This window comes from Streptosporangium sp. NPDC002721 (genome assembly GCF_042888905.1).
Taxonomy (GTDB): Bacteria; Actinomycetota; Actinomycetes; order Streptosporangiales; family Streptosporangiaceae; genus Streptosporangium.
In genome coordinates, this window is the sequence record NZ_JBIAQI010000003.1 from 371,316 (window position 1) to 389,544 (window position 18,229).

The following is an 18,229-nucleotide window of genomic DNA, read 5'->3' on the forward strand; positions in this document are numbered from 1 at the left end:
GTGCGGGAATGACCCGGGCCGGTTCGCAGCCGGCTCGAAGGGGCGCCGGGGATGAACGGGTCATGCGCGGTGGTCAGCCCTCGGGGAAGGACGGGTGCGGGCCCAGGGCCCAGTACTCGTACAACCCGTAGCCGATCCGGCCGTCGTACTCGAAGCGGCCGACCGCGTCGACCATGCCCCACATCCTGGGGGCGTCCTCGGGCAGCGTGTGGGTGACGCCCTGGACCACCGGGCCGGGGCCCTGGTACATGCCGTGCTTCCAATCCGATTCCAGGCCATATCCGGTGCCCACCATCAGGTGCACCGGGAGAATCGGGACGCAGTGCAGGTCGAAGGGCTTCCCGCCCGGCGGGGAGAAGGAGATCGTCGCCTCGCGCACCTCCCGGGTGCCGTCCACGTACGTCGGACGGTACTCGGGACGGCCGAGATACTCCTCCTCGCCCTCCCTCGGAGAGCCGAACCCCCACACGCGCACCGCCTCCTCCAGCAACCGGCGGCCTTTGTCGTCCTCCTGGACGATGCACAGGATCGCGTGGTCGTCGAACTGGACGGGCGCGTAGAGCCAGTAGAAGGTGCCCGTGTTGCGCGCCTGGATGCCGGGGGGCTCGGGCTCGCCGACCGGGCGGATGCCCCACGAGCGGTCGCGGGCGCCCTGCCAGCGGTCGGGGGTGACCTCGACGCGCTCGTCGCCGACCAGGATGTGACCGGTCCACCGGCCGGTCTGGGCCATCCGGGAGGAGTCGAACACCACGCGCTCCTGCCAGCGCAGGAAGTGCCGGGGCTCCAGGGTGGCCGGTACGGTGCCCTCCCAGGTGAGGTCGAAGGACAGGCCGTGTTCCGTGGCGTCGAGCACCACCCACAGCCGCCGGAGGCCCTCGATCACCTCGACCCTGAACGGGCCGACCCGCGTGTCCATCCGGTCGTCGCCGAGTTCCCGGGAGGCCCGCACCACGCGGTGCAGGTTCCGGTACCGCACGCAGGCGAACGCGTCGGTGACCCCGAGGTTGGGATACTGGCCGAGACCGACGATGAGCATCAGCTCGTCGGACCCGGCGTGGCAGTTGAAGTAGTACCGGTCGTAGAAGTTGCGGTCCGACGTCGTGACGTGCCGCATCACCTCGGGCGACTGGTGTACGGGATGGTCGTCGAGGGGCGACAGCGTCATCGGTGCTCCTTGGGTCCGGGAACACGTTCTAACAAGCGCTTGGTGATCGGTCAATGGGCTCCCGCACAGGAGTACGGCCCGCACCTTCGCGGTGCGGGCCGTACTCCTGGCGATCGCCGTACGCCGCCTTCGGCCGTACGCCGTGTTCGCGCCACCGGCCGGACTCGTGCGACCGACCGGCGCGCTCCGATCCCTAGGGCAGTTTCTTGGAGGCGTGCTCCGCCCTGGAATCGGCCTTGGCGCCGATCTCGTCGGTCTTCGTCGCGGCGTCGTCCGCCGTGCCGGAGACCTTTCCGGCCGCGGCCTCCGTCTTCTGCCCGACCCACTGGGACGCGTCGGAGGCGCTCTCCTTCAGGGTGTCCGCCCACTGGTCGGCGTTCCTGCGGTACAGGACATAGCCCGCCGCCGCGATCGCGACGCCCGCGAAGAGCAGGATCATCGGCGTTTTCCTGGACTTCGCGGGAGTGGGATCGATCCTCGCGGCGGCCTGGGACAGCGCGGCGCTGATCTTCGGCGCGAGCTGCTCCTCGAACGAGTGCGCGGCGGCGTCGAGCCTGGGTGCCGCCCACCCGCGTGCCACGATGATCTTCTCGCTGGCCACGTCACGAGCCTGACCGGCCACTTCACGGGCCTGGCCGGCCATCTCGCGGGCGTGCCCGGCCACGTCACGAGCCTGGATGGCCATGTCATGGGCATGAGTACTGGCCGCGTCACGGGCGTGGACGGCCATCGGGCCGACCCGGTCCGCGGCTCGGACGGCCTGAGCCTTCACGTGGCGCAGCCGCCTTTCCGGTGCCACGATCTTCATGTGGCGCTTTCCAAACAGTGCTAGAGGCACAACAACCTCCCCATTCGTTGGGGCCCCGTCGCCACCCCTTCCCGCTCGAAGGCGGCTCAATCATGACGGCCCGTGGGAGGATGCTTGGGGATGCGGCCACGGCCGAAATCGTCAAAATGCCACAAAAGCAATACGTTGCACGGGTATTCCTACGACCTGAAGGGGGCAGTCCGATCATGGCTGAGAAGTTGATCGCGAACCTCAACACCAACCGCGGTAGCGTGAAGGTCCAGCTCTTCCCGGATCACGCGCCCAAGACCGTGAAGAACTTCGTCGAGCTCGCCGAGGGCACCCGCGAGTGGGTGCACCCGGAGACCGGCCAGAAGTCCACCGCCAAGCTGTACGACGGCACGGTCTTCCACCGGGTCATCTCCGGATTCATGATCCAGGGTGGCGACCCGCTGGGTCAGGGCGTCGGCGGCCCCGGCTACAAGTTCGACGACGAGATCCACCCGGACCTCTACTTCAACCGCCCGTACCTGCTCGCCATGGCCAACGCCGGTGTCCAGTTCGGCCGCGGCACCAACGGCTCGCAGTTCTTCGTCACCGTGGTGCCCACGCCGCACCTCAACGGCAAGCACACCATCTTCGGTGAGGTGATCGAGGGCCAGGACGTCGTCGACGCCATCGCCAAGACCGACACCGACGCCCGCGACCGTCCCACGGAGCCCGTGGTCCTGGAGTCGGTGACCATCGAGCGCGTCCAGAGCTGATCTCCATCGCCCGGCGGCCTCCCTCGGAGGCCGCCGTTCGCGTTCCCGCTTCCGTCCCCGGCGGCGGGCATCCATGGGTGTACGGGCGCTCGGGATCGTGAATAGGCTGGCAGTCTGTGGATAACAGCACGCTCGAAGGGGCCAGCCACACACATGACCACCCAGCCGTCCAACGAGCCCACCGTTGTCCCCACCTGCTACCGGCATCCAGGACGTGAGACCTACGTCCGCTGCCAGCGCTGCGACCGTCCCATCTGCCCCGACTGCATGCGCGACGCCTCGGTGGGCTTCCAGTGCCCCGAGTGCGTGGCCGAGGGCAACAAGGGGATGCGGCAGGCGCAGTCCGTGTTCGGCGGCCGGGCGGTCACCACGCCCCGCGTCACCTGGGCGCTGCTGATCGTCAACGTCCTGGCGTACGCCGCCGAGACCGTGAGCACCGAGTGGGTGCTGACCAACTTCATGATGAACGCCTACGAGGTCGGCTACAACGGTGAGTGGTGGCGCCTGATCACCGGCGCCTTCCTGCACCAGCCGCTGTCGGGCGGTGGCTTCGCCCTGACCCACATCGTGTTCAACATGTGGGCGCTCTACGCCATCGGCCCCGAGCTGGAGCGGCGCCTCGGGTCGGCCAGGTTCCTGACGCTGTATCTCCTCGCCGCGCTCGGCGGGTCCGTCGCGGTCTACCTGTTCGGCATCGCCGCGGTCGGTGCCTCGGGCGCGATCTACGGCATGTTCGCCGCGCTGTTCGTACTCGCCAAGAAGCTCGGCTACAACGCCCAGGGCGTGCTCTGGCTGATCGGCGCCAACGCCGTGATCACCTTCGTGGTCCCCGGCATCAGCTGGCAGGGACACCTCGGCGGCCTGATCACCGGTGCGCTGGTCGCCGCGGTCTTCGCCTTCGCCCCGGCCAGGAACCGCAGCGCAATCCAGTGGGGAGGTTGCGCGGCGGTGCTGATCGTCCTGGTCGCGCTGGTGCTGGGGCTGCCGCCGTTCGCCGTCCAGGCCGAACTCGGGATCTTCGGTTGATCCACACCCTGATGCTTCCCCAGGGTGTGGACAGTGCCTGTGGAAAAGCTAGCGCCAGCGGGTGGAAAGGATCACCCCGAGGATGATGAACGCGAACCCGACCAGCAGGTTCCAGTTCTGTAGGGTGCCGAGGAGGGGAGCGGTGGGCGCCACGTAGTAGACGGCGATCCACAGGATGCCGACGATCCAGCAGGTCACCATGACCGGCGCCAGCCAGCGAGGGCTGACCTTGACCTGCTGTGTGGTCTGCGGCGGGGTGTAGACCGGCTTCTTGCGAGTCTTGGGCTTGGGCACTGGGGTTCTTCTCCTGCGTCAACCCTGCGCGATCTGGATCGTGCGCAGGCCGTGTCGATTAGCGTAATCGCTAGTGGGTGAAGTTCCGTGTAAGGATAGTCTGCGCAGGTGGACCATGGCGATTCCGTGGGGCACCATCCTGTGGCAAATGTTGCGCCGGACCCGTGATCCGGTCCGCTCCGAACGTGTTTTACGTCACTAACCTGATCCCATGAGAGCGGCGCTGAGGGCTCTGGGCGACCTGAGCGTCACCGCGGGGCTGGTCGTCCTCCTCTTCTGCGCCTACCTGCTGTGGGGCACCGGCTCCTACACCGCCGGGCAGCAGGCGCTGCTGCGCAGGGAGCTCCTGGAACAGGGCATCCCGCAGGCTGGAGGGGCCGGGAACCGGCGGGGCGAGCCGGTCGGGCCGATCCGGCTGGGCGGGGCGGTGGCGATGCTGGCGATCCCCAGGCTCGGGGACGACTACCGGTACGCCATCGTGGAGGGCGTCGACCAGGATCGGCTGCGGATGGGCCCCGGCCACTACCCCGGAACCGCCATGCCCGGAAAAATCGGTAATTTCGTTCTTTCGGGCCATCGGACCACCTACGCCGCTCCCTTCAACCGCATCGACGAGCTCCGCCGGGGCGACCTCATCGTGATCGACGCCCGCGAGGCCCGCTACACCTACCGCGTCACCGGCAAGCGCGTCGTCGACCCCACCGAGATCGGCGTCGTCGCCCCGGTTCCCGGCCTGCCGGGTCGCGAGCCGACCAGGGCGCTGATCACCCTGTCCACCTGCCACCCGGAGTACTCGGCCGCCCAGCGCCTCATCGTCTCCGGCGAGCTGGAAGGACGCGAGAAGCGTCTCGAACGGCCCGGGGAGACGCCCTGAACAGACCCGGGGGACGCCCCGGGCAGGAAAGGAGGTCCCGTGTACGGCTGGATCTGGCGGACGCTTCCCGGAAACCTCGCGGTCAGGGGGTTCACCGCCCTGGTGCTGGCCGGGCTGGTCGCGGCCGTACTCTGGTATGTCGTGTTCCCCTGGATCGAACCTCGCGTCTCCCTCGACCTGGCCACCGTGGGCCGATGAGCCGCGTCCTGGTCGTCGACAACCACGACAGCTTCGTCCACACCATCGTCCAGTATCTCCGCGAGCTGGGCGCCACCTGTGACGTGCGCCCGCGCGACCGGGTCACGGTCGAGGACACCCGTGGCTTCGACGGGGTCCTGATCAGCCCCGGCCCCGGCACCCCGGAGGACGCGGGGGTGAGCGTCCCGCTCGTCGGCCACTGCGAGGCCCACGACATCCCGCTGCTCGGCGTCTGCCTAGGGCACCAGGCCATCGCCGTCGCCCACGGGGCGACCGTGGGACGGGCACCCGAACTGGTGCACGGCCGTACGAGCGAGATCTCGCACGACGGGAGCGGCGTCTTCTCCGGCCTGCCGTCACCGGTGACCATGACGCGCTACCACTCGCTGGCGGTCCTGCCGGGGACGTTGCCCGAGGTCCTCAAGGTCACCGCGACCACCGGCGACGGTGTGATCATGGGCTTGCGGCACCGTACCGCGCCCGTCGAGGGCGTGCAGTTCCACCCCGAATCGGTGATCTCGGAGCACGGTCACCGGCTGCTCGGAAACTGGCTCAAAAGATTGTTGTAACGCGGGTCCCATCCTGAACGATTGACCAGTGAGAGCCCTTCCGCCATCGCCCCCGAGTGGCGGAAGGGCTCTTCCCCGTTTCCGGGCCTCCCGATCTCCGATCCCCCTGCGTCCGGTTCTCCGGGCAGGAGACAACGAAAGCAGGAGACAACGAAAGCGGGAGACAACGAAGGCGGGAACGACGAAGGCCCCCGCGTGGTCGCGAGGGCCTTCGTCAGGTGCTCAGATCAGTTCCCGTCGCCGGGCGGTGCCTCTTCGAAGATCGTGCCGTCGTCGGGCTGCGTGGGCGGGTCCTCCGTCGGCTCCTCGGGGAAGGTCTCCTGCTCCTCGGGGATGGTCGGCTGCTCGGTCGGCTCGGGCGGTGCCCCGCTCGACACGATCAGCGTGATGGTCGTCCCCTGCTGATACTTGCCGCCCGCCTCGGGAGACTGGCTCAGCACGGTGTCCTTGGGCAGGTCGCTCGGCTGCTCGACGACCTTCCACTTGAAGCCCGCCTCCTTGAGCGCGTTCTTGGCGTCCCCGACCGTGAGGTTCACCACGGCCGGGACCTCCACCGCCTCCTTGGGGACGTAGATCCGGACGGTGCTGCCCTTGTTGGCCTTCTTGCCCGCCGCGGGCACGGTCTCGAAGACGATGCCCTGCTTGCGGCTGGAGGGCTTGGTCTGCAGGTTGACCTCGAAGCCGGCGTCCTCAAGGGCCTTGGTGGCGTCCTCCGCGCTCATGTTGAGCACGGCGGGCACCTCGACCTTCTCGATCCCCTTGGAGACCTTGAGCGTCACCTCGGTGCCCTTGTCGACCTCGGCGTCGGCCGCCGGGTCGGTCTCGATCACCGAGCCCTTCGGGATCTCCTCGTCGAACTCCTCTTCGACCTTCACCTTCAGCTCGAGACTCTCGAGTCTCTTGCTCGCCGCCTCCACGGTCTGCGAGGCCAGCGACGGCACCTTCACCGTGCCGTCGGTGGTGGGCGTGCCCGGCGAGCTGAGGAACATGTAGCCGACGCCGATGAAGGCCCCGATGACCAGCAGCGGGATGAGGATCCACGCCGCGGTCTTGACCGCGGTGTTCCCGCCGCCCTGCTGCCGGCGCCGGCCGCCCCCACCGGTGCGCGGGCCGCCCTCCTCGCCGTACTCGTACGCGGGGACGGCGGTGGTGCGCTGGGTGGCCGGGCCGCCGGGACCGCCGGGGCCGGGGGCCTGCATCGTCCGGGTGGACGCGCCGTAGCTGTTGTTGGCGCTCAGCGCCATCGTCTGGGCGTCCGTCGGGATGCCGGACATCGCCCGCTGGATGTCGGCCCGCATCTCCCCGGCGCTCTGGTAGCGGTGCGCCGGGTCCTTGGCCATCGCCTTGAGCACGATGGCGTCGGCCCACTGGGGGATGTCACGGTCGATCTGCGACGGCGGGATCGGGTCCTCGCGCACGTGCTGGTACGCGATCGCGACCGGCGAGTCACCGGTGAACGGCGGCTGCCCGGTCAGCAGCTCGTACAGCACGCAGCCGGTGGAGTAGAGGTCGCTGCGGGCGTCGACCCGCTCGCCCCTCGCCTGCTCGGGCGAGAGGTACTGGGCGGTGCCGATCACCTGGGCGGTCTGCGTCATCGTCGCGGCCGAGTCGGCCATCGCGCGGGCGATGCCGAAGTCCATCACCTTCACGTCGCCGTTGCGAGTGATCATGATGTTCGCGGGCTTGATGTCGCGGTGGACGATGCCGCCGCGGTGGCTGTAGTCCAGCGCCCGCAGGATCCCGTCGACCAGCTCGGCGGCGCGCTCGGGCAGCAGCCGCCGGTCGGCCCGCAACAGGTCGCGCAGCGTGCGGCCGTCGACGTACTCCATCACGATGTAGGGCACCGGCGCGCCCTCGGAGACGTCCTCGCCGGTGTCGTAGACGGCGACGATGGACGGGTGGTTCAGTGACGCGGCGGACTGCGCCTCCCGGCGGAAACGCGCCTGGAAGATGTGGTCCCTGGCCAGGTCCGCGCGGAGGGTCTTGATGGCGACGATCCGATCCAGCCGGATGTCTCGGGCGCGATAGACCTCGGCCATGCCGCCACGCCCGACGACGCCGTCAAGCTCGTAGCGATCGCCGAGGCGTCGGGGCTGAGTCATTTCCTGCACTGTCCCTTACCGTTCATCTTGGGTGCCGGTGAGCTCTTGGGCCACCGGTGTCCATCATCGACCCGTTGCCGCATCACGTCTCCTCATTCGGCGGGTCCGTATCGCCGGGTTCAGGAGTCGTGCTCGGTGTGGGACTCGGTGTCACCGTCGGGGTGGTTGGTGTCGGGGTGGGCGTCGGGCTGGGGCTGGGCGGTGGCGACGTGCTCGGCGTTGCGGTGGGCGTGGCCGATGTGCTTACCGTAGCCGACGGCGTGACCGACGGGCGGGCCGACTTCGTCGGTGAGATCGGCGGTCTGCTCGTCGGAGGCTTGCTTTTCGTCGGCCGTGCCGTCGGCGACGTGGTGGCCGGGCTCGACCGTACGACCGGCTCTCCCGGCTCGCTGTCACCGGGCTGGTTCGTCAGCTCGTGGACCGCCAGCGCGCCCAGCCCGACCGCGGCGGCGCACCCCGCGACCGTGGCGACGATCACCGTCGTCCTGCGCAGGCCGCGACGCCCGCGACGTGCCGGCACGGCGCCCGGCGGGGTCGTGCTCGCGCCGGACCCCGCGCCGTGACCCGGACCCCTGCCGGAACCCCCACCCGCCCCGGGGCCCGTGCCCTGACCGGGACCCGGACCGGCCTCGGGCCGGAGGGGGGTGGCGATGGCGGAGGTGATCTCCTCGGGCCACTCGCTCGCGGGCTCCGCGCGCCAGCCCACCGGGTCGGTGAGCATGCCGAGACCGGTGGCACCGGTGGAGGTCAGCGCGTCGAGCAGCATGTCCGCCCGCTCCGACAGCTCCCTGGCACCGGCCGGACGCCGCAGCGGATCCTTGGCCAGGCACGACATGACCAGATCGCGGACCGCGGGCGGGATCCACTCGGGCAGCGGCGGCGGGGGCTCGCCGATGTGCATGAGGGCGATCGCCACCTGCGTCTCGGCGCGGAACGGCGCCTGCCCGGTCAGGCACTCGTAGGCGACCACCCCGAGCGAGTAGACGTCGGTGGCGGGCGTCAGCGGGTCGCCGGACGCCTGCTCGGGGCTGACGTACTGCGCGGTGCCCATCAGGATGCCCGTCTGGGTGACCGGCACCGCCTCCAGCGCCCTCGCGATGCCGAAGTCTGTGATCTTTATCACGCCCTCCTCGGTCACGAGGAGGTTCCCGGGCTTGATGTCCCGGTGGATGATCCCCGCGCGGTGCGCGGCGTGCAGGCCCATCGCGGTCTGGCGGACCACGTCGAGGGTGATCTCGGGGCTCAGCGCGCCGTCGCGGGCCAGGATGCCGGCCAGGGACTGGCCGGGCACCAGCTCCATCACCAGGTAGGCGACACCGCCGTCCTCGCCGTAGTCGAAGACCTGCGCGATGCCGGGATCGGACAGCCCGGCCGCGATGCGCGCCTCGGAGCGGAACCGCAGGCGGAAGGCCGGGTCCTCCGCCACGTGCGGGCGCAGCAGCTTCACCGCGACCTCGCGGCCGAGCAGCTCGTCCTTGGCCCGCCACACCTCACCCATGCCGCCCGACGCGATCCGCCCCAGCGGGCGGTACCGGCCCCCGAGCAACGCGGTCATCTACCCAGCACCGCTTCCATCACGCTCTTGGCGATCGGGGCCGCGGTCTGACCACCGGAGGCGTCGCTGCCGGCGCTCCCGGACTCGACGATCAGCGCGACGGCGACCTTGGGGTCCTCCGCGGGGGCGAAGGAGATGAACCACGCGTGCGGGTCGCGGCCCTCGGAGGTCTCCGCGGTGCCGGTCTTGCCGCCGACCGTCACGCCCGGGATCTGCGCCGCGCTCGCCGTGCCCTTGTTGACGACGTTGACCATCATCTCCTGGAGCTTGCGCGCGCTGTCCTCGCTCATCGCGGTGTCCAGCTCGTCGGGGTCGGCGCTCGCGACCTCGCCCCCCTCGGAGTCGGCGATCTTGTTCACCAGGTACGGCTTCATGACCACGCCGTTGTTGGCGATGCCGGCGGCGACCATGGCCATCTGCAGCGGGGTCATCTGGTTGCTGCGCTGGCCGATCGAGGCCTGGGCGAGGGCCGCCTGGTCCTCCTCGGGGCCGATGCCGCTGCCCGCGACCGGCAGGGGGATCTCGATCGGATCGCCGCCGATGCCGAACTTCACGGCCTGGTCGCGCAGGGCGTCGTAGCCGAGGTCCATCGCGATCTTGCCGAACGGGGTGTTGCAGGACTTCTCCAGCGCGAACGACAGCGTCACCCGCCCGGCGCCGCACGCCGCGCCGCCGTAGTTGGGCAGGTCGGCGGTGGTGTTGGGCAGGTCCAGCCGCTGCGGGGCGTCGACCTGGGTATCCGGGCCCACGGTGTCGTCGCTCTCCAGGTACGCGGCGGTGGTGACGACCTTGAAGGTCGAACCCGGCGGGTAGGTGCGCTCGATGGCCCGGTTGACCAGCGGCTTGTCCTCGTCCTTGTCCAGCTTGTTGTAGGCCTTGTTGACCTCCTCCTTGCTGGGTTTGGACAGCAGGTTGGGGTCGTAGGTGGGGATCGAGACCATCGCGAGGATCGCCCCGGTCTTCGGCTCGATCGCGACCAGCGCGCCCTTCTTGCCACTCTCGCCCAGCGCCTTGTACGCCGCCTCCTGCGCCCTGGGGTTGATCGTCAGGTCGACGTTGGCGCCCTTGCTCTGCTTGGCGGTGAACAGGTCGATGCTGCGCCGGATCAGCAGGTCGGCGCTGGTGCCGTTGAGGAGGCTGTTCTCGGCCCGCTCCATGTCGCGCTCGCTCTCGGGCGCGAAGAACCCGGTGATGGGCGCGTAGATCTTGCCCTCGGGGTAACGCCGCTCGAAGCGGAACTCGACGTCGCCGGTGTCGACCGACTCGGCGAGGATCTTGTCGCCCGCGGTGATGCGGCCGCGCTCGACCTCGTAGCGCGCGTAGAAGTTGCGGGTGTTGCGCGAGTCCTTGCGCAGGTCGTCCGCGCGCACGGCCTGCAGGTAGTTCACGTTGATCATGAGCAGACCGAACATGAGCAGGCAGGCCAGGGCGGCGCGCTTCAGGGGACCGTTCATCGCTGGAACACCTGCGTCATTCCTTCGTCCTGGATGGCCTGGGGCGGAGGCTTTCTCGCCGTGTCAGACATGCGTACCAGCAGCGCGATAAGGATCCAGTTAGCCAGCAGCGCCGATCCGCCCTGGGACATGAACGGGGTGACCAGGCCGGTCAGCGGGATCAGGTTGGTCACGCCGCCCACGATGATGAAGACCTGCCAGGCGAGGATGAACGACAGGCCGCCCGCCAGCAGCTTGGAGAACGGCTCGCGGGCCGCGATCGAGGTGCGCAGGCCGCGCTCCACCAGCAGGGCGTAGACCATCAGCAGGGCCATCAGCCCGGTCAGGCCGAGCTCCTCGCCGGCGGCGGTGAAGATGAAGTCGGAGAAGGCCAGCGGGATCAGGTCGGGGTGGCCCTGGCCGAGGCCGGTGCCGAGCACGCCGCCCTGCCCCATCGCGAACAGGCCCTGCATGAGCTGGAAGCTGCCGCCGAGCTCGCGGTCGTACAGCTCGGGGTTCTCCGGGTCGAGGAAGACCTCGAAGCGGGCCGCGACGTGGTCGAAGAGCAGGCCTGCCAGGACCGCTCCACCGACGAAGAGCAGGATGCCGATGAGCACCCACGAGGTGCGCTGGGTGGCGATGTAGAGCATCGCGATGAACGTGCCGAAGATGAGCAGCGAGGAGCCGAGGTCCTTCTGCAGGATCAGCACGCCCAGGCTGAGGCCCCAGGTGATGAGCACCGGGCCCAGGTCGCGGGCCCGGGGCAGGTCGATGAAGAGCAGCCGCCGCCCGGCCAGGGCGAGCACGTCGCGCTTGGCGACCAGGTAGCCGGCGAAGAAGACGACCAGGGCGAGCTTGGTGAACTCCGCGGGCTGCAGGGTGAAGCCGGCGATGCCGATCCAGATGCGGGCGCCGTTGATCTCCTGGCCGATGAACGGCAGCAGCGGCGAGACCAGCAACGCCAGGCCGACGGCGCCCATGGTGTAGGTCAGACGCTGCAGCGCGCGGTGGTCGCGCAGCACGATCAGCGTCACGGAGAACATGACGACCCCGACCGCGGTCCACAGCAGCTGGTTGGTGGCCGAGGCCCCCGGCATGCCGCCCGCCTCGAGGCGGTAGATGATCACCAGCCCGATGCCGTTGACCAGTGTCACCAGCGGCAGGATCAGCGGGTCGGCCCAGGGCGCGAACTTGGCCAGCACCAGGTAGGCGGCGAGCATCAGGCCACCCAGGCTGAGGCCGTAGGTGACCATTCCGGAGGGGATCTGCTTGTCGAGGGCCAACCCCACGTTGGCGTACGCCAGCATCACGATGGCGACCGCGAATGCGAGCATCGCCAACTGGGCCACCCGCCGTTTGGCGGGAAGCGGGACCGGCTCGGCGCTAGGGGTGCTCATGTGTCTACTGTGACCTTGTGGGTTCGGGAGCCCTGTCTGGCGTGGAGGACGCGGAGGCGCTCGGGGTTGCGGTTGGTTTGTCCTTCCCGTCGGCTTTGGCGGCGGACGTCTTCAGCTCTTCGATCTTCTTCAGGCCCGCCTCGACGGTGGGGACGGGAATGCCGTCGCGGACCTGGCCCTGCTGGAACGCGCCGAGAGTGGTGATCGACTCGGCGGTGCTCCGGGCGACGTCGAAGAGCTCGAAGGGGCCCAGGTTGGTCTTCACGCCCTGGAAGACCACGATCTCGTTGCCCTTGGCCCCCACGAAATACTGGTCCTCCAGCCACTGCCCGCCGAAGTACCAGCCTAAGCCGCCCCCGATGACGACGACGCCGCCCGCCACGGCCAGGAGAGGCCACAGCCGGCGGCGCTTGACCGGCCGGGCCGCGGCCCTGACGATCGGCTCGTCGGTGTCGTCGTCGTCATCGGTGATGACGGGCTGCGGCATGGTGACCGCGCTGGCACGGCCCGCCGGGGTGTCCGGCGGCTGCGACCGCGGCATGCTGGAACCGGCGGCGCCGACCACGGCCGCGTCGGTGCGCGGTACGTGGGTCTCGTCCACCTCCAGCACGTCGGCCAGGACGCAGGTGATGTTGTCGGGGCCACCGCCCCGGTTGGCCAGGTCGATGAGGGTGCGGACCACCCCGTCGGGATCCTCGATCGTGGAGAGCGTGTGGTGCAGGGTCTCCGCGCTCACCACCCCGGACAGGCCGTCGGAGCAGAGCAGGTAGCGGTCGCCGATCTGGGCCTCGCGCAGGGACAGGTCGGGGTCGACCTCGCCGCTGCCGTCGAGCGCCCGCAGCAGGATCGACCGCTGGGGGTGGGTGGCGGCCTCGTCCTGGGTGATCCGGCCGTCGTCCACCAGCGACTGCACGAGGGTGTGGTCGTGCGTGATCTGGTAGAGCTCCCCGGCGCGCAGCAGGTAGGCCCGTGAGTCGCCGACGTGCACCAGGGCGACCCTCGTCCCCGACCAGAGCATGGCGGTGAGGGTGGTGCCCATGCCCTTGAGACTGGGGTTGTGACTCACCATCTCGTGCAGCTTGCGGTTGGCGTCGCGTACGGCCGCCTCGATGGCGCTGAGCAGGTCACCTCCCTGGGCGTCCGTGTCGAGCGTGGACATCTCGGCGATGGCGACCGAACTGGCCACCTCGCCGTGTGCGTGGCCGCCCATGCCGTCCGCGACGGCGAGCAGGCGGCCGCTGGCGTAGGCGGAGTCCTCGTTGCCTTCGCGGAGGAGGCCGACGTCAGAGCGGGCGGCGTAACGGAGTGCGATGGTCATTTGCGCAATTCGATGACGGTCTTGCCAATGCGGATCGGAACACCGAGCGGCACCGGAGTCGGACGGGTGACTTTGGAGCGGTCAAGATACGTGCCGTTGGTGGAGCCGAGATCTTCCACGATCCACTGACCGTCCTGGGGGAAGAGCCGGGCGTGCCGGCTGGAGGCGTAGTCGTCGCTGACCACCAGCGTCGCGTCGTTCGCCCGGCCGATGGTGATGGGCGTCTCCGAGAGGGTAATGGTGGTGCCTTGCAGGGGGCCACCGGTGACGACCATCTCCCGTGGTTCCCCCTTCTTGGATTTGGCCGGGGTCTTCACCGGCTTGGGGGCCTTGCGCGCGGGGACGGCGGCGGCCGTGCGTGATCCGAACAAGTCTGTCCGGATCACACCGACCGCGGCAATCACGAAGAACCACAGCACCGCGAGGAAGGCGAGCCGGATCAGCAGCAGCGTGAGCTCGGACATGGACCGTCTGTTTACCTTTAATCGCGCCGGAAAACCAGAGTCGTTCGCCCCAGCGTCACGCGAGTGCCGTTCTGGAGCTCGACCCGGCGAACCGGCTGGCCGTTGACGAAGGTGCCGTTCGTGGAGCCGAGGTCGACGAGCGCGACCAGGGGACCCTCCACTCGCAGCTCGGCGTGGTGCCGGGACACACCCGGGTCCACCAGCCGCAGATCGCAGTCGGTGCCCCTGCCGAGCAGGGTCACCGGTGTTGTCAGGTCGAAGGACCGCTGGCCCTGCGGGTCGTCCTGGGTGGACACCAGCAGGCGGGGGCGGCCCCCGAAGGCGTGGGACTTCGCGGCGGGCACGTCGCTCACCGGCTGGCGGATCTCGTCCTGCTCGACCGTCGCGCCGCGGATCACGCCCGAGCGGATGCGGAACAGGCCGACCGCGAGGTCGTCGGCCGTCTCGAAGCGGACCCTGACCGGCCCCACGAAGGAGTAGCCCTGTTCCTTGGCGTACTCCCTGGCGAGGTTGGCCAGCTCGTGGCTGATGCTGTCGGAGTAGACCTCCAACCGCTCGTTGTCGGTCGTGGACAGCTCGACCACGAAGTCGTTGGGCACGAGCGTGCGTCCCTGGGCGACGATCGCCGCCCGCTCGTCCATCTCCCGTTGGACCGCACTGGCGACCTCTACCGGCTGAAGGTCAGATTTGAACGCCCGTGCAAAGGCCCCTTCAACCAAACCTTCGAGCCTCCGCTCGAAACGCTGAAGGACTCCCACCGGGTACCTCCCCTCCTCCGTCTATGTGGTCGCGGCCGCTTGGGGGCTCGTTGGCTCGTTCCTCGCTCTCTCGCACCCAGCTGCTCCGCTTTCGCATCTAGGAGGATCGTATCCGGGTTCATGGGTACCGGCTGATCCGTGCTAATGTTTCGACCGCACCCAACAAGGGCGGGTGGCGGAACGGCAGACGCGCACGGTTCAGGTCCGTGTGTCCGAAAGGACGTGAGGGTTCAAATCCCTCCTCGCCCACAAGCTCATCACCCCGGTCGCGCGAACGGCGCGACCGGGGTTTTGTCGTTTCCTGGGAAACCACGCATCCATCTGAGCCATCCGTAAGGTCTCGTGGCAGGCCGAGTCGATCATCGATCAAGGTAGTCGCTCGCTCCGTTATAGAGAAGTCCCAGGGGTTACGCATGGGTCTTGTGGTTTTTGGACCGCTACGACATGCCTATCGGTTCTACCCGGCCACGCTTGCTGATCACTTTCGGATGACTTGCACGGGTTCGCGGGTATCCGATTACGCCGACAGAGAACACGGGCCGGGGAAAAGAATCTTTCCCCGGCCCGTGTCGCCCTTCCATCGATCTTGCGACCGGTCCGGTGATCGGCGGTGACCGGTCCTGTGATCGGTCGCCGCCGGTCCGGAGATCGGTCCCGTCGGTTCCGTGATCGGTCCGGCGGCCCGGTGATCGGTCCGGCCGGTCCCGTGATCGGTCAGGCTCCGGCTGGATCCTCGCCGGTCCCTCGCCGGTTCCTCGCCGGTCCCGTCGCTCTCCGGTCGCCCTCCCGGACGCCGGGAGGGCGAGGACCGTTAGCGGGTCGCGGGCATCCGTACGTCCAGGATCTCGCCGAGCAGGTCCGTGAGGCTCACCATGCCGACCACCTCGCCGCCGCCGTCCGTGACCAGGCCCAGGTGCGCGTGGGCGTCCTGGAGCGCGGAGACCGCGTCGGGGATCGTGGTCGCCTTGGTCAGGCGTGGCACCGGGCGGGCGAGCTCGGCGGGGCTCGCCTCCGGCCGGACGAGCATGTCCCTGACGTGCACCACGCCCAGGACGTCGCCCGGCCTGCCGGAGGTGACCAGCATGCGCAGGTGCCCGTCGCGCGCGGCGACCCGGCGCATCTGGTCGCCCGTCGCGTCAGCGGGCACCGAGGTGGCCTTCTCCAGCGGCAGCATCAGCCGCTCCACCGGCTGCTGGTGGACCCGCAGGGCCCGGGTGAGCAGGTCGTGCTCGTCGCGGTCGAGCAGGCCCATCCGGCCCGACTCGCCGACCAGCATCGCCAGCTGGACCGGGGTCCTGGTGGTGGCCAGCTCGTCCTTGGGGTGTACCCCGAACAGCTTCAGTATCCAGTTCGTCAGCCCGTTGAGCGCGGCGAGCACCGGCCGGACGAGCCAGGTGAAGCCGCGGAACGGCAGGGCCAGGCCCATCGCCGCGGTCTCCGGGTGGGTGAGCGCCCACGACTTGGGGGCCATCTCGCCGATCACCATGTGCAGGAAGGTGACGAACGCCAGCGCGATCACGAGCGAGACGGCGACCCGCAGCGACTCGGGCAGGCCGATCGCGCCGAAGACCGGCTCCAGCAGGTGCTCGATGGCCGGTTCGGTCACCATGCCCAGGCCGAGCGAGCACAGCGTGATGCCCAGCTGGGCCCCGGCCAGCATCAGGGAGAGCTCCCTGCCGCCGCGTACGGCGGCGCGGGCGGCGATCCGGGTGAACCGGCCTCCCCTGCCCCCGAGCTCCTCCAGGCGGTGCCTGCGGGCCGAGATCACCGCGAACTCGGCGGCGACGAAGAAGGCGTTGCCGATCAGCAGGGCCACGCCGAGCAGCAGGGCGGAGGTGGTGCTCATCGTCGCCTCGCCCCGCCCCGCTCGATCATGGGTGCCTCGGGGCCACGCTCGATCATCCACGGCCCGGTCATCGCCGGTTCGTCCTCTTTCTCGGTTCTCTCGGTCCTCGCCCCGGGGACGTCCCCGGGGCCGGCCTCCTGCGGCGCGGTGAGCGACAGCCGCACCCACTCGGGGACCCTGCGGTGCACCGAGAGCACGGTGAGCGCCGCCTCCCTCTCGTCGGCGCCGTCGTCCTCCAGGGGGTCGTTCCGCGACGTGAGCGTGACGGTCACCTGGTCGGAGGGCTCGGCCATCCGGCCGAGGGTGGCGAGCACGAGGCCCGCGACGGTGTCGTAGTCGTCGCTCTCGGGGAGCTGCAGCCCGATGGCCCGCTCGATCTCGTCCAGCCGGAGCGTGCCCGGCAGGTCCCAGGTGCCCTCGTCGCCCGCGACGACCCCGGCGGGCTCCGGGTCGTTCTCGTCGACGAGCTCGCCGACGAGCTCTTCCGCGAGGTCCTCGATGGTGACCACTCCGGCCAGGCCGCCGTACTCGTCGATGACGCACGCCAGGTCGTCGTGGGCGGTGCGCATGCGCTCCAGGACCTGGGGCAGCGGCGAGGAGGTGGGCACCAGGAGCGCGGGACGGGTGATCTTCTCCAGCGTGCCGTCGGTCAGTCCCGACCTGAGCAGCTCGCGTACGCCGGTGACGCCGACGACGTCGTCGCCGTTCTGGTTGCAGAGCACCGGGTAGCGGGAGTGGCCGTGCCTGCGGACGGCGTCGACCAGGTCGGAGATGGGGCGGTCGTCCCTCAGCAGCACCACGCGGGGGCGCGGCACCATGACGTCCTCGGCGGTGCGGTCGCCGAACTCCAGGGCGCGGCCCAGCAGCTCCGACAGCCTCGGCGGCAGGTCGCCCGCGGTGGCGGACTCGGAGATGATCCGGGACAGCTCCTCGGGGCTGGCGCCGTGCTCGATCTCCTCCACCGGCTCCACGCCGACCCGGCGCAGCAGGCCGGTTGCGGCGGAGTCGAACAGGCGGATGACCGGCCCGGCGATCCGCAGGTAGATCATCGTCGAGCGGGCGAGGAACTTCGCCACCGGCTCGGGACGGGCGATGCCCAGGTTCTTGGGGGCCAGCTCACCGAAGACCATCTGGATGACGGTGGCCACCGCGACGGCCAGCGCCACGGCGATGCCGGGCACGGCCCCGGCGGGCACTCCCGCGGTCTCCAGCCAGGGACGGAGGACCGTGGCGATGGCGGGTTCCGAGATGAAGCCGACGAGCAGGGCGGTCACGGTGATGCCGAGTTGCGCACCGGAGAGCATGAACGACAGGCGTCCCGTCACCTCCAGCGCCCGTGCCGCGGCCGCGTCGCCGGAGTCGGCCTGTTCGCGCAGCACGCCCCGGTCCGCGGCGACGAAGGCGAACTCCTGGGCGACGAAATAGCCGGTGGCGAGAGTGAGCAGGAGGATGGCCAGCAGGCCCAGAGCCGTGTTCACCGGGCGGCTCTCCCGGGCGGTTCAGTGGTGCCCGTGCGTTCGCACGGGCAGGTATTCCACGGGTCCGGAGTGGACACGATCATCCTTTCGAGCAGAGGTAGTCCTCTACCGTAACGATGCGGATGGGGGTCGATGTTTCCGGATCGGCCGACGATCGCATTGTTGGTCGCTAACAACCTGTCTGAGTACTTTTACATAGGG

Annotated in this window: 16 protein-coding genes, 1 tRNA gene and 1 pseudogene; 6 read left to right on the forward strand and 12 right to left on the reverse strand. The window is 69.5% G+C overall.

Annotated elements, in window-relative coordinates; all coding sequences use genetic code 11:
* Positions 1 to 73: 73 nt before the first annotated feature.
* Together ACFYWM_RS05880 and ACFYWM_RS05885 are read right to left on the reverse strand one after the other, a co-directional pair.
* The gene (locus tag ACFYWM_RS05880) at positions 74 to 1,165 is read right to left on the reverse strand and encodes a hypothetical protein (protein ID WP_389909150.1); all 1,092 of its coding nucleotides are present in this window, start codon (positions 1,163 to 1,165) and stop codon (positions 74 to 76) included.
* 193 nt (positions 1,166 to 1,358) lie between these two features.
* The gene (locus ACFYWM_RS05885; RefSeq protein WP_389909153.1) at positions 1,359 to 1,973 is read right to left on the reverse strand and encodes a hypothetical protein; all 615 of its coding nucleotides are present in this window, start codon (positions 1,971 to 1,973) and stop codon (positions 1,359 to 1,361) included.
* Between the two features lie 206 nt (positions 1,974 to 2,179).
* Here ACFYWM_RS05885 and ACFYWM_RS05890 point away from each other — a divergent pair, with 206 nt between their 5' ends.
* Together ACFYWM_RS05890 and ACFYWM_RS05895 are read left to right on the forward strand one after the other, a co-directional pair.
* Entirely contained in the window at positions 2,180 to 2,716 is a 537-nt protein-coding gene (locus ACFYWM_RS05890; RefSeq protein ID WP_389909156.1) for a peptidylprolyl isomerase, read from the forward strand.
* Positions 2,717 to 2,869: 153 nt separating this feature from the next.
* Positions 2,870 to 3,742 carry a rhomboid family intramembrane serine protease gene (locus tag ACFYWM_RS05895; RefSeq protein WP_389909159.1) on the forward strand — a complete coding sequence of 291 codons (873 nt, stop codon included), beginning with the start codon at positions 2,870 to 2,872 and terminating at the stop codon, positions 3,740 to 3,742.
* Between the two features lie 48 nt (positions 3,743 to 3,790).
* Here the strand turns inward: ACFYWM_RS05895 and ACFYWM_RS05900 are convergent, their stop codons facing one another.
* The gene (locus ACFYWM_RS05900; protein WP_389909162.1) at positions 3,791 to 4,036 is read right to left on the reverse strand and encodes a cell division protein CrgA; all 246 of its coding nucleotides are present in this window, start codon (positions 4,034 to 4,036) and stop codon (positions 3,791 to 3,793) included.
* A 211-nt stretch (positions 4,037 to 4,247) separates the two neighbouring features.
* On the opposite strand from ACFYWM_RS05900, the gene ACFYWM_RS05905 reads away from it, so the two are divergent.
* From ACFYWM_RS05905 to ACFYWM_RS05915, 3 genes are read left to right on the forward strand one after another with little or no spacing between them, the layout of a single operon-like run.
* Positions 4,248 to 4,910: a class E sortase gene (locus tag ACFYWM_RS05905; RefSeq protein WP_389909165.1), complete on the forward strand. Its 663-nt coding sequence runs from the start codon at positions 4,248 to 4,250 to the stop codon at positions 4,908 to 4,910.
* Between the two features lie 39 nt (positions 4,911 to 4,949).
* On the forward strand, positions 4,950 to 5,108 hold the full coding sequence (locus ACFYWM_RS05910) for a hypothetical protein (protein ID WP_389909168.1): 159 nt from the start codon (positions 4,950 to 4,952) through the stop codon (positions 5,106 to 5,108).
* On the forward strand, positions 5,105 to 5,677 hold the full coding sequence (locus ACFYWM_RS05915) for an anthranilate synthase component II (RefSeq protein WP_389909171.1): 573 nt from the start codon (positions 5,105 to 5,107) through the stop codon (positions 5,675 to 5,677). Before ACFYWM_RS05910 ends, ACFYWM_RS05915 begins: the two co-directional genes overlap by 4 nt.
* Before the next feature lie 227 nt (positions 5,678 to 5,904).
* Here the strand turns inward: ACFYWM_RS05915 and pknB are convergent, their stop codons facing one another.
* From pknB to ACFYWM_RS05950, 7 genes and pseudogenes are all read right to left on the reverse strand, one after another.
* Positions 5,905 to 7,779 (reverse strand): Stk1 family PASTA domain-containing Ser/Thr kinase, encoded by a 1,875-nt coding sequence (gene pknB / locus ACFYWM_RS05920; protein WP_389909174.1) that lies wholly within the window; start codon positions 7,777 to 7,779, stop codon positions 5,905 to 5,907.
* A gap of 856 nt (positions 7,780 to 8,635) precedes the next feature.
* Positions 8,636 to 9,334 (reverse strand): annotated as a pseudogene (locus tag ACFYWM_RS05925) (protein kinase); the annotation flags it as partial.
* The gene (locus ACFYWM_RS05930) at positions 9,331 to 10,788 is read right to left on the reverse strand and encodes a peptidoglycan D,D-transpeptidase FtsI family protein (protein WP_389909177.1); all 1,458 of its coding nucleotides are present in this window, start codon (positions 10,786 to 10,788) and stop codon (positions 9,331 to 9,333) included. The gene ACFYWM_RS05930 and the pseudogene ACFYWM_RS05925, both read right to left, overlap by 4 nt.
* Positions 10,785 to 12,164, reverse strand: coding sequence for an FtsW/RodA/SpoVE family cell cycle protein (locus tag ACFYWM_RS05935; protein WP_389909180.1), 1,380 nt, complete (start codon positions 12,162 to 12,164; stop codon positions 10,785 to 10,787). The genes ACFYWM_RS05930 and ACFYWM_RS05935 overlap by 4 nt, the downstream gene beginning before the upstream one ends.
* A 4-nt stretch (positions 12,165 to 12,168) precedes the next feature.
* Complete coding sequence (locus tag ACFYWM_RS05940) at positions 12,169 to 13,482, reverse strand: Stp1/IreP family PP2C-type Ser/Thr phosphatase (RefSeq protein ID WP_389909183.1); 1,314 nt, start codon at positions 13,480 to 13,482, stop codon at positions 12,169 to 12,171.
* Positions 13,479 to 13,946 carry an FHA domain-containing protein gene (locus ACFYWM_RS05945; RefSeq protein WP_362688484.1) on the reverse strand — a complete coding sequence of 156 codons (468 nt, stop codon included), beginning with the start codon at positions 13,944 to 13,946 and terminating at the stop codon, positions 13,479 to 13,481. The genes ACFYWM_RS05940 and ACFYWM_RS05945 overlap by 4 nt, the downstream gene beginning before the upstream one ends.
* Before the next feature lie 17 nt (positions 13,947 to 13,963).
* Positions 13,964 to 14,704: a DUF3662 and FHA domain-containing protein gene (locus ACFYWM_RS05950; protein WP_329088344.1), complete on the reverse strand. Its 741-nt coding sequence runs from the start codon at positions 14,702 to 14,704 to the stop codon at positions 13,964 to 13,966.
* 166 nt (positions 14,705 to 14,870) lie between these two features.
* Here ACFYWM_RS05950 and ACFYWM_RS05955 point away from each other — a divergent pair.
* Positions 14,871 to 14,953 (forward strand) — tRNA-Leu (locus ACFYWM_RS05955).
* A 562-nt stretch (positions 14,954 to 15,515) separates the two neighbouring features.
* Here the strand turns inward: ACFYWM_RS05955 and ACFYWM_RS05960 are convergent.
* Together ACFYWM_RS05960 and ACFYWM_RS05965 are read right to left on the reverse strand one after the other, a co-directional pair.
* Positions 15,516 to 16,550: a hemolysin family protein gene (locus tag ACFYWM_RS05960; RefSeq protein WP_389909188.1), complete on the reverse strand. Its 1,035-nt coding sequence runs from the start codon at positions 16,548 to 16,550 to the stop codon at positions 15,516 to 15,518.
* Entirely contained in the window at positions 16,547 to 18,028 is a 1,482-nt protein-coding gene (locus ACFYWM_RS05965) for a hemolysin family protein (RefSeq protein WP_389909192.1), read from the reverse strand. Before ACFYWM_RS05965 ends, ACFYWM_RS05960 begins: the two co-directional genes overlap by 4 nt.
* Between the last annotated feature and the right edge of the window lie 201 nt (positions 18,029 to 18,229).